This window comes from Deinococcus sp. JMULE3, assembly GCF_013337115.1.
Taxonomy (GTDB): domain Bacteria; phylum Deinococcota; class Deinococci; order Deinococcales; family Deinococcaceae; genus Deinococcus.
The window spans coordinates 1991873-2005306 of the sequence record NZ_SGWE01000004.1; the positions used below are offsets into that span (position 1 = coordinate 1991873).

12 protein-coding genes are annotated in these 13434 nt (G+C 69.8%); 5 read left to right on the plus strand and 7 right to left on the minus strand.

Features of this window, described 5'->3' with window-relative positions; all coding sequences use genetic code 11:
- The first annotated feature begins 193 nt into the window (after window positions 1-193).
- Window positions 194-2569, plus strand: coding sequence for a transglycosylase domain-containing protein (locus EXW95_RS12575; protein WP_174367726.1), 2376 nt, complete (start codon window positions 194-196; stop codon window positions 2567-2569).
- 285 nt (window positions 2570-2854) lie between these two features.
- Window positions 2855-3094: a hypothetical protein gene (locus EXW95_RS12580; protein WP_174367727.1), complete on the plus strand. Its 240-nt coding sequence runs from the start codon at window positions 2855-2857 to the stop codon at window positions 3092-3094.
- Between the two features lie 109 nt (window positions 3095-3203).
- Here EXW95_RS12580 and pnp read toward each other — a convergent pair whose 3' ends face one another.
- Window positions 3204-5375 carry a polyribonucleotide nucleotidyltransferase gene (pnp, locus tag EXW95_RS12585; RefSeq protein ID WP_174367728.1) on the minus strand — a complete coding sequence of 724 codons (2172 nt, stop codon included), beginning with the start codon at window positions 5373-5375 and terminating at the stop codon, window positions 3204-3206.
- An 81-nt stretch (window positions 5376-5456) separates the two neighbouring features.
- Here pnp and EXW95_RS12590 point away from each other — a divergent pair, with 81 nt between their 5' ends.
- From EXW95_RS12590 to EXW95_RS12600, 3 genes are all read left to right on the plus strand, one after another.
- The gene (locus EXW95_RS12590; protein ID WP_174367729.1) at window positions 5457-5660 is read left to right on the plus strand and encodes a hypothetical protein; all 204 of its coding nucleotides are present in this window, start codon (window positions 5457-5459) and stop codon (window positions 5658-5660) included.
- Window positions 5661-5830: 170 nt separating this feature from the next.
- A complete protein-coding gene (locus tag EXW95_RS12595) occupies window positions 5831-7153 on the plus strand; it encodes a S41 family peptidase (protein WP_174367730.1) in 1323 nt (440 codons plus the stop codon).
- A gap of 64 nt (window positions 7154-7217) precedes the next feature.
- On the plus strand, window positions 7218-8387 hold the full coding sequence (locus EXW95_RS12600) for a hypothetical protein (RefSeq protein ID WP_174367731.1): 1170 nt from the start codon (window positions 7218-7220) through the stop codon (window positions 8385-8387).
- 60 nt (window positions 8388-8447) lie between these two features.
- Here EXW95_RS12600 and EXW95_RS12605 read toward each other — a convergent pair whose 3' ends face one another.
- The 6 genes from EXW95_RS12605 to minD form a co-directional block, all read right to left on the minus strand.
- Complete coding sequence (locus EXW95_RS12605) at window positions 8448-9392, minus strand: aldo/keto reductase family protein (protein WP_174367732.1); 945 nt, start codon at window positions 9390-9392, stop codon at window positions 8448-8450.
- 130 nt (window positions 9393-9522) lie between these two features.
- Window positions 9523-10239, minus strand: a complete 717-nt coding sequence (locus EXW95_RS12610) for a GGDEF domain-containing protein (RefSeq protein WP_174367733.1) — start codon at window positions 10237-10239, stop codon at window positions 9523-9525.
- 70 nt (window positions 10240-10309) lie between these two features.
- Entirely contained in the window at window positions 10310-10873 is a 564-nt protein-coding gene (locus tag EXW95_RS12615; protein WP_174367734.1) for a dihydrofolate reductase family protein, read from the minus strand.
- Between the two features lie 41 nt (window positions 10874-10914).
- Window positions 10915-11982 (minus strand): FtsW/RodA/SpoVE family cell cycle protein, encoded by a 1068-nt coding sequence (locus tag EXW95_RS12620; RefSeq protein WP_174367735.1) that lies wholly within the window; start codon window positions 11980-11982, stop codon window positions 10915-10917.
- 190 nt (window positions 11983-12172) lie between these two features.
- Entirely contained in the window at window positions 12173-12424 is a 252-nt protein-coding gene (gene minE / locus EXW95_RS12625) for a cell division topological specificity factor MinE (RefSeq protein WP_174367736.1), read from the minus strand.
- A 1-nt stretch (window position 12425) separates the two neighbouring features.
- The gene (minD, locus tag EXW95_RS12630; protein ID WP_174367737.1) at window positions 12426-13226 is read right to left on the minus strand and encodes a septum site-determining protein MinD; all 801 of its coding nucleotides are present in this window, start codon (window positions 13224-13226) and stop codon (window positions 12426-12428) included.
- Window positions 13227-13434: the final 208 nt, after the last annotated feature.

The window sequence follows — 13434 nt, forward strand, 5'->3', positions numbered from 1 at the left end:
CGGGGCAAGTGTTCCCTGATTCCCGCACCCCGCCCCGGGGGTCCGCAAGCCGCAAGGGACGCTCATGCTTTCTGTGGACGGCGTAGCGGCCCGCGCGTGGCAGACTGCCTGTCATGACGGCCACCGCCGCCCCCCCATTCATTGCTTCCGTGGCCGCAGCTTCCGTTCAGCTTCACCCGCTAGAGTGGCCCCGATGAGAGCCTTGAACATCCTGGGCGGCGCGCTGCTCGCCGGAGCGGCTGGCGTGGGCGGCCTGTGGGTCGCCTGGGGCCGCGACCTGCCCAGCGTGTCCGACCTGGACGTCCTGGAATTCAGCGGGCAGACCCGCGTGTACGACCGCGCCGGAACGCTGGTCGGCACGCTGACGCCCAGCCTCAGCAGTGGCGGCAGCGTGAACCGCGACCTGCTCAAGGCCGGGCAGATCAGCCCGTGGCTGCAGAAGGCCGTGGTGACCAGCGAGGACCGCCGCTTCTACCAGCACGGCGGCGTGGACGTGATCGGCATCGGGCGCGGCCTCCTGAAGGGCCTGTTGAAGAACGACCTGGAGGGCGGCAGTTCCATCACGCAGCAGGTCGTGAAGAACACCCTGCTGGCCGACCTGCAGGGCGCGCGCACCGCGGAACGCAAGTTCAAGGAGGCGGTCCTGGCCTACCAGCTGGAACGCAACTTCGACAAGAAGCAGATCCTGAACGCGTACCTGAACGTCATCTACTGGGGCGACGGCGGGAGCCGCGACATCATCGGGGCGGGCGGCGCGGCGCACGCGTACTTCGGGAAGGACGCGGCGGAACTGAACCTCGCCGAGAGCGTGTACCTCGCCACGATCATTCCCGCCCCGAACCGCCGCTACAAGGAATTCAAGTCGTACCGGCCCCTGATGAAGAGCCTGCTGGCCCGCATGGTCGAGGACGGGCAGGTCACGCAGGCCGAGGCGGACGCCGCCTGGAAGACCCCGATCTACCCCGCCGGGTGGCGCATCGGCTGGAACGCGGACGGCACGCTGCGCACCGCGAACCTGGAACGCCCGGACCGCCTGGGCGAGAACCTCCAGCGGACCGAGGGCGCGCAGCGCTACCCGAACTTCTACTACCTGCAGGCGGTGGAAAAGGAACTGCTGCCTCTGATCGGCCGCAAGGCGCTGTACGGCGGCGGGAAGATCTACACCGGCATGAGCGCCCAGGCTCAGGCGGCCGCCGAGCAGGCCAGCCGCAGCGCCCGCCTGCCCGACGGCGCGACCCTGGGCGCGGCGCTGGTCCGCCCGGACAGCGGCGAGGTGCTGGCCCTGGTCGGGCAGAAGCTCACGGACGGGCGCCCCAGCGACTGGAACAACGCCACGCAGGCCCGGCGGCAGGTGGGCAGCAGCGTGAAGCCCCTGCTGTACGCCCTGGCGCTCGAGAAGGGCTGGAAGCAGAGCGACACCGTCCTCGACGCTCCCATCCAGGGTGACTACCAGCCCATGAACTACGACCGCCGCTGGACCGGCCGGTACGTCACCATGCGCTACTCGCTGGACCACAGCCTGAACCTCCCCACCGTCCGCATCGGGCAGGAACTCGGCATCCCGACCTTCGAGGCGAAACTGCGCGACCTGGGCCTCACGCCCCCCCCGAACGCCGGACTGTCCCTGACCATCGGCACGCTGGAAGCCAGCCCGCTGCAGATGGCGTCCGCGTACGCCACCTTCGCCAACGGCGGCCTGTACTACGCGCCCACCCTGGTCCGCAAGGTCGAGGACGCGCGCGGCAAGGTCATCTACACCCGCGCCGCCCCCACCCCGAAACGCGTGTGGGACGCCCGCGCCGCCTGGCTGGGACTGGACATGCTGCGCGGCGTCGTCAACGACCTGACGGCCTCCCAGGGGGGGCTCGCCACGCGCGCCCTGATTCCCGGCTGGCCCGTCGGCGGGAAGACCGGCACCACCAACGACATCAAGGACCTGTGGTTCGCGGGCGTCACCCCCACCGTCGCCGGAGCCGTCTGGGTGGGCAAGCAGGAGGGCGGCGTGCTGCCCGGCTGGGCGTACAGCGGCGAGATTCCCACCCCCATCTGGCAGCAGTCGGTCGCCGGCACCCTGGCCGGGCAGCCCGAGGCGGAATTCCGGCAGCCGGACGGCATCACGTACCGAGTCGTGCGGAACGTGAACATGGCCTTCCGCACCGAGGACGCCGACAACGAACCCGTCGCCCGAGACGGCAGCGGCAGCAACACGGGCTTCTTCGGCCGCCGCCGCCAGCCCGCCCCACCCGCGCAGCCCGCACCGGAACCCGAACCCACCCCCGTGCCTGAGATGACCGAACCCGAGCCTGCTCCGGAACCTGACCCGATCGACCCGGTCGACGCCATTCCCGCCACGCCCGTCGAGGAACCCGCCCCCGAGGCGGAACCCGTCCCCGTCCCGGAGGTGCCGGTGGAGAACCCGCCCGAACCCCTCCCGGTCGAACCGGACCCCACCGTCATCCCGGACCAGAACCCCGGCGAGCAGGGAGACCAGGGTGAGAACCAGGACGAGATCCCCGCCGACGGGCAGGACCTGGACCAGCCCATCAACGAAGTTCCGCCCCTGAACTGATCTGGACTCCGATTGAATGGCTTATAAAGCCGTTCAATCCGAGCGGAGCGAGTAGAAGTCGAAGCGGGTTCCGGACATGGAGTGAACAGATCGGTGGTGTTCCGATCTGTTCACGAAATAAACGGAATCCGTATGATGCGGACTCCGACTGAATGGCGTGCAGACACCGTTCAGTCCGAGTGGATGCGACTCGTAGAGCTGCTCAGCAGAGTGGCAGCGAAACGGAACCCGTGATCCAGTCCCGCTTCCGGAGGATGGGGCTGCCCGGCGCTCTACACTGCGCGCATGACGGCCCTGTTCTGGCTGATGGCCCTGCTGGCCGCCGCCCTGGCGTTCGGCAGCGTGACGCTCCTGACCCGCGACCTGCCGCGCGTGTCCATTCCCGGCATCGTGGGCGAGGTGCTGACCTTCGCGCTGCTGGGGGCGCTGCTGCTGCTGGACGCGCCCCTGGCGACGCTGCTGCCCGCCCTGATCGCCGGACTGATCGGCACTGGGGTCGGTCTGTACCGACTGCTGAACCGGTAGGGGAGGGGTGTGGGCTGTGGGTTGTAGGAAGGGCAGAAGGAGGAGGGGCGTGCGAGTGATCCGCACGCCCCTCCTTCAACGATCAACTTTCAACCTGCGACGCTGACCCTCAGTCGCGGCGGGGTGGGCGGCCGCCACGGTCGCCGCGGTCGCCGGTGCGGGCGGGGCGGGGTTCGCGGGGGGCGATCTTGCCTTCGAGTTCGGGGCGGATCAGGTCGATCTTGCCGCGGTCGTCGATGTTCGCGATCTTCACGCGGAGTTTGTCGCCGACGTTCAGGACGTCCTCGACGGCATTGATTCGTTCCTCGCTCATCTGGCTGATGTGCAGCATGCCGTCCTGGCCGGGGAAGAGGTTGATGAACGCGCCGAAGGGGGCGGTCTTGACGACGGTGCCGTCGAATTCCTCGCCGACCTTCGCCTCGCGGGTGATGCCCTCGATGCGGGCCTTGACGGCCTCGGCGGCGGCGCCGTCCGCGCTGAAGATGCGGATGGTGCCGTCCTCTTCGACGGTGACCTGCGCGCCCATGGCTTCGAGCTCGCGGATCTGTTTGCCGCCGGGCCCGATGACCTTGCCGATCAGTTCGGGGTTGATCTTGATGCTCACGATGCGGGGCGCGGTGGGGCTGAGTTCGGCGCGGGGCGCGGCGAGCACCTCGGCCATCTTGCCGAGGATGTGCAGGCGACCCTCGCGGGCCTGCGCGAGGGCTTCACGCATGACCTGCGGGGTGATGCCGCCCACCTTGATGTCCATCTGCAGGGCGGTGATGCCGTCGGCGGTGCCGCACACCTTGAAGTCCATGTCGCCCAGCGCGTCTTCCAGGCCCAGGATGTCGGTCAGGACGCGGTACTTGTCGCCTTCCATGACCAGGCCCATCGCGACGCCCGCCACGGGGGCCTTGATGGGCACCCCGGCGTCCATGAGGGCCAGCGTTCCGGCGCAGACGGTCGCCATGCTGCTGCTGCCGTTGGATTCCAGTACCTCGCCCACGAGGCGGATGACGTACGGGAACTCCTCGAAGGTGGGCAGCACGGCGCGGATGGCGCGCTTGGCGAGGTTCCCGTGCCCGATCTCACGGCGGGACTGGCCGCCCATGCGCTTGACCTCACCGGTGCTGTAGGGGGGGAAGTTGTAGTGCAGCAGGAACTTGTCGCCGGTCTCGGTGGTCAGGTCGTCCACGAGGATCTCGTCGCGTTCGGTGCCCAGGGTCGCCACGCCGAGCACCTGCGTCTCGCCGCGCGTGAAGATCGCGCTGCCGTGCGCGCGGGGCAGCGCGCGGGCCTCGATCCAGATGGGCCGCACGGTGCGGCTGTTGCGGCCGTCGGCGCGCAGGTCGTCTTCGAGGATCAGGCGGCGCAGTTCCTGCTTCTCGACCTTGCCGAACGCGCTCTTGATGGCGGCGATCTGCTCGGCGGCCCCGTCGGCGTCCGCGTCGGGCACGCGGGCCGTGATCAGCCGCTCGCGCAGCGCCTTGATGGCCGCCGAACGGTCCTTCTTCTTCGCGGTCAGCAGCGCGTCCCGCAGGCCGGAGGCGCGGGCCGCCTCGGTCAGTTCCGGCACGAGGTCCGTGCTGAGGTCGCCGTCGGCCAGGAAGTTGAACTTCTCCTGGCCCAGTTCGGCGCGCATCTGCTCGATCAGCGTCAGGACGCCCTGCATCCCGGCGTGCGCGAACTCGATCGCGGCCACCAGATCTTCCTCGGAGACGTTCTGCGCGCCGGCCTCGACCATCATCACGGCGTCACGGGTGCCCGCCACGACGAGGTCCATGCGGCTGCGCTCCAGCTGGTCGGTCGTGGGGTTCAGGATGAACTGCCCGTCGATCTGACCCACGCGCACGCAGGCGGTCGGCCCGGCCCAGGGAATGTCGCTGATGCTCAGCGCCGCCGACGCCCCGATGGGACCCAGCACGTCCGGCAGGTTCTGCTGGTCGGCACTGAGGACCGTGATGATCACCTGCGTCTCGTGGCGGTAGCCCTTGGGGAACAGCGGGCGGATCTGGCGGTCGGTGATGCGCGCGGACAGGATGGCCTTCTCGCCGGGGCGGCCCTCGCGGCGGTGGAAGCTGCCGGGGATCTTCCCGACGGCGTAGTGGCGTTCCTCGAACTCCACCGTCAGCGGCAGGAAGTCCAGGGTGCTCTTCTCCTCGCGGGCCTGCGCGGTCACCAGGACGACCGTGTCGCCGTAGCGCAGGGTCACGGAGCCGCTCACCAGTTTGGCGAGCTTGCCCGTCTCGATGCTCAGCTCACGGTCCCCGAGCATCGTCTTGTAAGTCTTTCCGATCATAAGGGGCAGTCTATCCCGCCCCGGCACGCCCACGCCGTGACGCGCGGCAACCGCCGGGCAGCCCGGCGCGTAGACGGAGACATGACACACATGCTGGAACTCACGGTGAACGCGGCGGGTCAGGTTCTGGAGGCCGGGCCGTTCTCGAAACGCTGGACGTTGCGCTGGCTGGCCGTGCTGTGCGCCGGTGGTGCGGGTCTGCTCGGCGGCGTGACCGGTGCCGGGCTGGGCGGGCTGGCCGCCACGCTGGCCTGCGCGTCGTTCCTCCCGGCGCTGCGCCGCTGACCCCTCCAGCCACTGACCCCTCCCGCCGCTGGCCCGCCCCCTCTGACCCGCCGCGCAGTCACGCCCCCGGCGTGGGGTGATTTATCCGTCCTGGCGGGTGAATCCTGTGAGTTTCGTCGCAATCGCGCCCCACCAAATTCCCATGCGTGCGGCGCACAATGAGGGGACCGATGAACGCCCCATACACTCCGCCCACCGCCCGGCCCTTCCTCCGCGTCGCGCGAGCGGCTGGCCTCACGGCGCTGCTGCTGGGCGGCAGTCTGGCCCCGGCGCGGGCGCAGGGGGTGGTGTCGCCCGCGCAGGACGTGTTCAACCGCGTGAACCTGCTCATCCAGAACGAGTACGGCGGGCTGTCTGGCGTGGACCGCGCCGCGCTGACCCGCGAGTACCAGGAGCGGCTCGACAACGTCTGCGCGCCCACGCCCGACACCTGCCCCGAGGCGAAGGCCTACCCGGTCGTGGAGGCCGAACTGACCGCGCTGGGCGACGAGCATTCCTTCTTCCAGACGCCCGAGGACTACCGCGACTTCCGCGCCAGCGTCACAGGCGGCAACCGGCTGCAGTTCGGCGTGAAGCTGGGCTCACTGGACGGACAGAACCGCGTGGTGACCGAGGTCGTGCCCGGCAGCGCCGCCGAGGAGGCGGGCCTGCGGCGCGGGGACGTCCTCGTGACCATTGACGGCGCGGCGTACACCTACGAGAACCTCCGCGCGGCGCGCGAGAAGGGCCAGACCATCACGCTGGGCGCCGAGCGACTGGGCCAGCCTCTGGCGCTGACGATCACCGCGCGGGAGAGCAGCACCGTGGACCTGCCGCGCCTGAGCTTCGTGCCCACCGGGTCCGGCGAGGCCGCCGTGATCCGCATCCCCACCTTCCTGTCCGGTGGCGGCGTCGCGCAGCGCGTGCACGATCTGGTCGGGCAGGCCCAGGCGCGCGGCGCGACCGGCGTGATCGTGGACCTGCGCGGCAACACCGGCGGGAGCCTCGCCGAGTGCGACAGTGCCGTCAGTGCCTTCGTGCCCAGCCTGACGCGACTGGCCCGCAGCGCCGACGGGAACGCCCGCACGGTCGTCAGCCGCGGCACCCGCCTGGAGGACGGCCGACTGGCAGGCAGCGTCCGCAACCCGAACCTCTGGAGCGGGCCGATGGCCGTCCTGGTCGACGAGGGCAGCGCCTCGTGCAGCGAGTTCTTCGCGTTCGAGATCCAGTACGCGCGGCGCGGCCCGGTCCTGGGCGAGCAGACCGCCGGGGTGGGCAACACCGCCACCCGCGTCTTCCCGGTGGGCGAGGGCGCGCTGCAACTGACCATCCTGAACTACGCCAAATCCGACGGCACGCCGTACCCGGTCAGTGTCACGCCGGACGTCGTGCGTGAGCAGAATGAGGCCACCACCCGCGAACTCACGCGCGGCGTGGACAGCCTCCTGAGCGCCGGGGTGGACGCCCTGAACGGCGCGCCCACCCTGGGCCTGAACCCCTTCGGGCGGCCCTGACCGGCGTCCGGCATCGCCGGCTGCCCACTGACCCTGGGGCCGCGCAGGGCCTATCCTCCGGGGCATGAGCGACATCGCAGAACGCTACGTGCGGCTGGCGCACGCCATCGACGCGCACTCCGAGGGCTTCATCGACGGGTACGGCGGCCCGCAGGAGTGGGCCGTGCGGGAGAAGCGCGACCCGCAGGCGCTGCGGGACGAGGCGCAGGCCCTCCTGGGTGACGTGGGGGGCGTGCCCGAACCCGAGCGGCGCGCGTGGCTGGAGGTGCAGGTGCGGGCCATGCACACCATGACCCGCCTGCTGTCCGGCGAGGCGATCCCCTACGCGGACGAGGTGCGCGGCCTGTACGACATCGAACCGCGCCGCGCCGACCTGGGCGCCATGGACGCCGCGCTGGCCGAACTGGACGCCACGTTGCCCGGTAGCGGCCCCCTGCCCGCGCGTGAGGAGGCCCTGCGCGCCCGGCTGGCCGTGCCGCGCGGCGAGATCCTGCGGGTGGCGCAGCCGATCCTGGCCGAACTGCGCGCCCGCGTCACCGAGCGCTTCGGTCTGCCCCAGGGCGAGGACTTCAGCATCGAACTCGTGACGGACAAGCCCTGGAGCGGGTACAACTGGCCGCTGGGGAACCTGCGCAGCCGCATCGACATCAACACCGACCTCCCGGTGCTGCTGCCCGCCCTGCCCGACCTGATGGCGCACGAGGGCTACCCCGGCCACCACACCGAGCACGCCACCAAGGAAGCGCTGCTCGTGCGGGAACGCGGCTGGGTTGAACACGGCATCCAGCTGATCAACGCGCCGGAATGCGTCGTCTCCGAGGGCATTGCCGTGAACGCCCTGCGCGCCGTGATGACCCGCGCGGAACTGGAGGCCTGGCTGACCGGCGACCTCGCCGCGCTCTCGGGCGTGGACCCGGAGGACATCCGCACGTTCCTGGCCGCCAGCCACGTCAAGAAGGCGCTGGGCGGCGTGAGCGGCGAGGCCGCCATGCGCCTGCACGCCGACGGCGCCCCCGAGGCCGAGGTGCTGGACTTCCTGCGCACCTACGCCCTGGCCAGTGACGCCCGCGCCGCGCAGTCCCTGCGCTTCATCCAGAACCCGAACTTCCGCGCGTACATCTTCACGTACTCGGTCGGCGGGGACCTCGTGGGCGCCGAACTCGACCGGGGCGGCGCGGACGCCTACGCGCGGCTGCTGCGCGAACCCGTCACGCCCGGCCAGCTGCGCGCGTAAAGGTCACAGTCGGGGGGGAGGGGAGACCTGCGCCTCTCCCTCCCCCCCGCCCCGCACCGATCAGCGCCCTAGGATGCTCTCGATCTGCTCGATCACATCGCTGCTCAGGCGCACGCCCGCGGCCTTGACGGTGTCCTCGATCTGCTGGACCTTCGTGGCGCCCGTGATGACGCTGCTCACGCCCTTCTGACGCAGGATCCACGCGAGGGCCAGCTGCGCGCGGGTGATGCCGAGGTCGTCCGCGATGGGTTTCAGGTCGCGGACCTTCTGGATGTTCTCCTCCGTCAGGAAGTTCTTGCCCCAGTTCTCCTTCTCGGTCAGGCGCGCACCCTCGGGTTTGCCCGCGTCGTACTTGCCGGTCAGCAGGCCCATCGCCAGCGGGCTCCAGACGACCAGGCCCACGCCCGCGCTTTCCGTGTAGGGCAGGATCTCGCCCTCGACGCGGTCACGGCGGACCATGGAGTATTCAGGCTGCTCGGTGACGGGCGCGTGCAGGCCGTTGGCCCGCGCGAATTCCACCGCCTGCGCGATGCGCGCCGCGGGCCACATGCTCGTGCCCCAGTACAGCGCCTTGCCGTCGCGGATGACCTGATCGAAGGCCATCACGATCTCCTCCATGGGCACGTCCGGGTCGTAGCGGTGCGCGAAGTAGATGTCGAGGTGATCGGTGCCCAGGCGCTTCAGGCTCCCGTCGATGCTGTGCAGGACGTGCTTGCGGCTCAGGCCGCGGTCGTTCACGTCGTCACTCATGGGCCAGTACACCTTCGAGCTGATGACCAGCGTGTGACGGGGGAATTCCTTGAGGGCGGCGCCCATGAGTTCCTCGCTGCGGCCCTTGGCGTAGATGTCGGCCTGATCGAAGAAGTTCACGCCGCCGTCGTACGCGGCGGTGACGATCTCGCGCACCATCGCCGAGGCGTCCTGGTTGATGCCGTACGTCTCCCAGCCGCCCAGGGCGACTTCGCTGACTTTCAGACCACTGCGACCGAGGTTCCGGTATTCCATGCGCGACACTTTATCTCTTAAAGCATCTGCCGGGGGTCAGATGGAGACTGGATAAAGAAAGCCTCATCACCATGAGGCTGGCCTGTGCAAACTCCCCGGCGTGTCCTCCGGCACCACCGTCACAGGACCTTCACGAGGCCAGCCGCGCCTGATTCCGCCCCGCCGCCTTCGCCTCGTACAGCGCCGCGTCCGCCCGACGCAGCAGGTCCGGCAGGTCCGGACGCGCCTCTCCCGTCAGCACCAGCCCCGCACTGACCGTCACCGGCAGGCCCGCCCCGCGCGTGAACGCCGAGCGCAGCGCCTCCACCCGCGTCATCAGCGTCCGCGCGTCCCCGGTTGCGGTCACCCACACGAACTCCTCACCGCCGTGCCGCGTCAGCAGATCCCCCGGCGCCGCGTGCGCCCGGAGCGAGTCCGCCAGCGCCCGGATCACCCGGTCCCCCTCGGCATGCCCGAAGCGGTCGTTCACGCCCTTGAAATGATCGATATCCAGCATCACCAGCGCCGTCTGCTCCCCCGCACGCGGGACCCGCGCCTCGAACGAGTCGAACAGCGCCCGCCGGTTCCCCAGCCCCGTCAGCGGATCGGTCCGCACCGCCCGCCCCAGCGCCCGCGCCTCCCGGTCGGCCTCGCCCCGGAAGTACGCCACCGCCACCCCCGTCAGCAGCACCGGCAGCGCCGTCACCAGCGCCTCCACCACCCACAGGCGCGGCGGGCTCAGACCGTACCGGGCGCGCACCCACACCATCAGCGTGACACTCGCCAGCCCCGCCGAGAAGAACATCAGCAGCACCCGGACCTTCACCAGGTTCCGGTCCGGACCAGTCAGGGCCGCGCGCCGCATCATCCACCCATTGAGCACCTGCCACGTTCACACGCGCCTGACAGGCCCCCTGGATCAACGCCCCACGCGCCGATCACGCCCGCCGCACCCGGTACGCGTCCTGCACCAGCCCCGAAGGAAACGCCCGCGAGCCCAGATGCTCCAGCCACACGTCCCCGCCCAGCGGGCCGAACAGCGCCATCCCCTCGCCCAGCAGCACCGGCACCCGCGTCAGGATCAGCTCCTCAATCAGTCCGGCGCGCAGGAACGCCTGCACGGTCTGCCCGCCATCCACGTACACGCCCCCCACGCCCTGCTCGCGCAGTTCCGCCGCCAGCGCCTCCACCGGCCCCGGATGTACCTCCACTCCCTCGCGCCGCAGGTCCTCCGGAATGTCCGCTGCCGTCAGGGTGCGGCTCAACACCACCAGTCGCTTGCCCGCGTACGGCCACGGACTGAAGTCCCGCACGGTGTCGAAGGTCGCGCGGCCCATCACGATCACCTCAGTTCCGGCCATGAACGCCCCGAACCCATGATCCTCACCCGCCGGGGCAGGCACTCCGTCCGGCGCGGCCCCAGGCAACCAGTCCAGCCGCCCGTCCGCCCGCGCGATGAAGCCGTCCAGACTGGTCGCGATGAACACCCGGAAACTCGTCATGTCCCCAGCCTACCCGTTCCCCACCAGCCCAGTCGTCCGGGTCAGATCTGCCCGTCCAGCCGGTCGCGGTACACCACGTACGCCACGCCCAGCGTCGTCAGGGTGGACACCAGACTGCTCAGGCCGTAACTGATCAGCGGCAGGGTGATGCCCGTCAGCGGCAGCACGCTCAGGGCCGCGCCGATGTTCTCGATCACCTGAAACCCGATCTGCCCCAGGATGCCCGCGAACAGCACCTGATCCTGCAACCTCGGCGACTGCGCCGCCATGCCCGCCAGTCCCCAGAACAGCGCCCCGTACAGCGCCAGCACGCCCAGCGCCCCCACCAGCCCCTGCTCCTCGGCCCAGGTGCTGAACGCGAAATCCGTGTGCGCCTCGGGCAGGAAGCCGTTGTGCGACTGGCTGCCCTGCTTGTACCCCTTGCCCTCCACGCCGCCCGACCCGACCGCGATGATGCTCTGGATCACCTGATACCCCGCCCCGCGCGGATCCTGGTACGGATTCACGAAGATCGTCAGGCGCTTCTGCTGGTACGGCTCCAGGTGCGGGAACAGCACCGTCGGGACCGTCACGCCGATCGCCACGACCGCCAGCGCCGCGTGCCACCACGGGACGCGCGCCGCGAGCAGCATCACGCCGAACATCACGCTCAGGACCATCGCCCCGCCGAAATCGTTCACGACGACCAGCGCCACCGCCGGGAGGAACACCGCCAGCGCCTGCGCGTACGTCGGCAGCCCCTTGAAACCCCCGCGCAGCACCACCGCCAGCATCAGGATCAACGCCAGTTTCGTGATCTCCAGCGGCTGGAACTGCAGCGGCCCCAGCATGATCCAGTTCTTCTGCCCGTTCACCTCCTTGCCGATCACGAACGTACTCGCCTGCAGCAGCAGCGCCAGCCCGAACAGGTGCGGCGCGAAGCGGTAGATGCGGTCCCGGCCCGCCCACCACAGCACCCCCAGCGGCACCAGCGCCAGCAGCACCCCCAGCATCTGCTTCACGAAGATGCCCTCCGAGGCGCGCGGCGACAGCGCCGCCGTGCTGACCGTCAACAGACCCGCCACCAGCAGCAGCGCGATGATCACGGGGAAACGCAGGTCGTACTTCACAAGAAACTCCGGGCGGGGCAGGTCACGCCCCCCAGCGTAGAGCCCGGCACACAGAAAAACCTAAGAGCCGCTGGCCCGGCTCTCATCCAGTGGCCCCGAGGGAGCCCGAGTTGCTTGCCGTCTCGCATGAGTCCAGAAGAGAAGGCGTCAGGGTCAGCCCCCGACGCCACTCTGAACCTGAGGCCTGCGGTCAGCGGGTGCGGCCACCCGCGGGCGGCTCGTCCAGCGGGATGTTCGCCATCAGCACGACCATGTCGCCGCGCTGCTCGATCTCCACGCTGCTGTTCCCCGCCGGGAAGTACCGCTTCACGACCTCCAGCAGGTCGTTGCGCAGCGCGTCCACCTTCCCGGGCGGAATCTGCGCCCGGTCATACGCCAGCACGAGTTCCAGGCGGTCCTTCAGCGTCTCCTTCGTCCGGCCGCGTTTCATCCACGAGAACATCTCAGGCCCCCCCGAACAGGCGGCGCAGCGCCGCCAGGAAACCCCGGTCCTCCTCGAACTTCGGGTACGGGACGTCCTCACCCTTCAGGCGCCGCGCGGTCGCCATGAACGCCTCCCCGGCCTTCGTCTTGCCCAGCACCGCCGGTTCGCCGACGTTCGTACTCACGATGATCCCCTCGTCCTCCGGGACGATCCCGATCGGCTTCACGCCCAGGATGTCGAGGATGTCCGCCTCGGAGAGCATGTTGCCGCTGGCGACCATCTTGGGCCGCAGGCGGTTGATGACCAGCCGGATCTCGTTGACCTGCTGCGCCTCCAGCAGCCCGATGATGCGGTCCGCGTCACGCACGCTGGACACCTCGGGGTTCACCACGACCAGCGCGCCCTCCGCCGGGGCCGCCGCCGTGCGGAAGCCCGACTCGATCCCCGCCGGTGAGTCGATCAGGATCCGCGTGAAGCCCTCGTTCTCCACCAGATCCCGCACCACGCCCTTGAACACCTCGGGATCCAGCGCGTCCTTGTCACGTGTCTGCGACGCGGGCAGCAGGTACAGGTTCTCCACGCGCTTGTCGCGGATCAGCGCCTGACTCATGCGGCACTTGCCCTCCAGCACGTCCACGAGATCGAACACCACGCGGGACTCCAGGCCCATCACCACGTCGAGGTTACGCAGACCCACGTCCACGTCGATGACGGCGACCTTCTCGCCGAGCTTCGCGAGGGCCGCTCCAATATTCGCGGTGGTCGTGGTTTTGCCCACGCCCCCCTTCCCGGACGTGACGACAATCACCTTGGCATTCATGTCCCGGCAGTGTAGCGCGAGCGCATGAGGGGGTGTGGATCAGGTGCGCGACACCCATTCCAGCGGGGACAGAGGTGAACCACGGCCTCAGCTGGAAGTCAAGTCAGTTCGGGACGCACCCACACAGGGGTGCCTGCTACGCTCCGGCCGGGTCGCAGCGTGAGCGTGCCATTCACGTTCCATGAAGACCCGTCCTGCTCCATGTACC

Excerpts from the sequence above, each read along its gene's own strand:
- EXW95_RS12575 (WP_174367726.1), top strand. The coding sequence starts at position 194 with ATGAGAGCCTTGAACATCCTGGGCGGCGCGCTGCTCGCCGGAGCGGCT.
- EXW95_RS12580 (WP_174367727.1), top strand. The coding sequence starts at position 2,855 with ATGACGGCCCTGTTCTGGCTGATGGCCCTGCTGGCCGCCGCCCTGGCG.
- pnp (WP_174367728.1), bottom strand. The coding sequence starts at position 5,375 with ATGATCGGAAAGACTTACAAGACGATGCTCGGGGACCGTGAGCTGAGC.
- EXW95_RS12590 (WP_174367729.1), top strand. The coding sequence starts at position 5,457 with ATGACACACATGCTGGAACTCACGGTGAACGCGGCGGGTCAGGTTCTG.
- EXW95_RS12595 (WP_174367730.1), top strand. The coding sequence starts at position 5,831 with ATGAACGCCCCATACACTCCGCCCACCGCCCGGCCCTTCCTCCGCGTC.
- EXW95_RS12600 (WP_174367731.1), top strand. The coding sequence starts at position 7,218 with ATGAGCGACATCGCAGAACGCTACGTGCGGCTGGCGCACGCCATCGAC.
- EXW95_RS12605 (WP_174367732.1), bottom strand. The coding sequence starts at position 9,392 with ATGGAATACCGGAACCTCGGTCGCAGTGGTCTGAAAGTCAGCGAAGTC.
- EXW95_RS12610 (WP_174367733.1), bottom strand. The coding sequence starts at position 10,239 with ATGATGCGGCGCGCGGCCCTGACTGGTCCGGACCGGAACCTGGTGAAG.
- EXW95_RS12615 (WP_174367734.1), bottom strand. The coding sequence starts at position 10,873 with ATGACGAGTTTCCGGGTGTTCATCGCGACCAGTCTGGACGGCTTCATC.
- minE (WP_174367736.1), bottom strand. The coding sequence starts at position 12,424 with ATGTTCTCGTGGATGAAACGCGGCCGGACGAAGGAGACGCTGAAGGAC.
- minD (WP_174367737.1), bottom strand. The coding sequence starts at position 13,226 with ATGAATGCCAAGGTGATTGTCGTCACGTCCGGGAAGGGGGGCGTGGGC.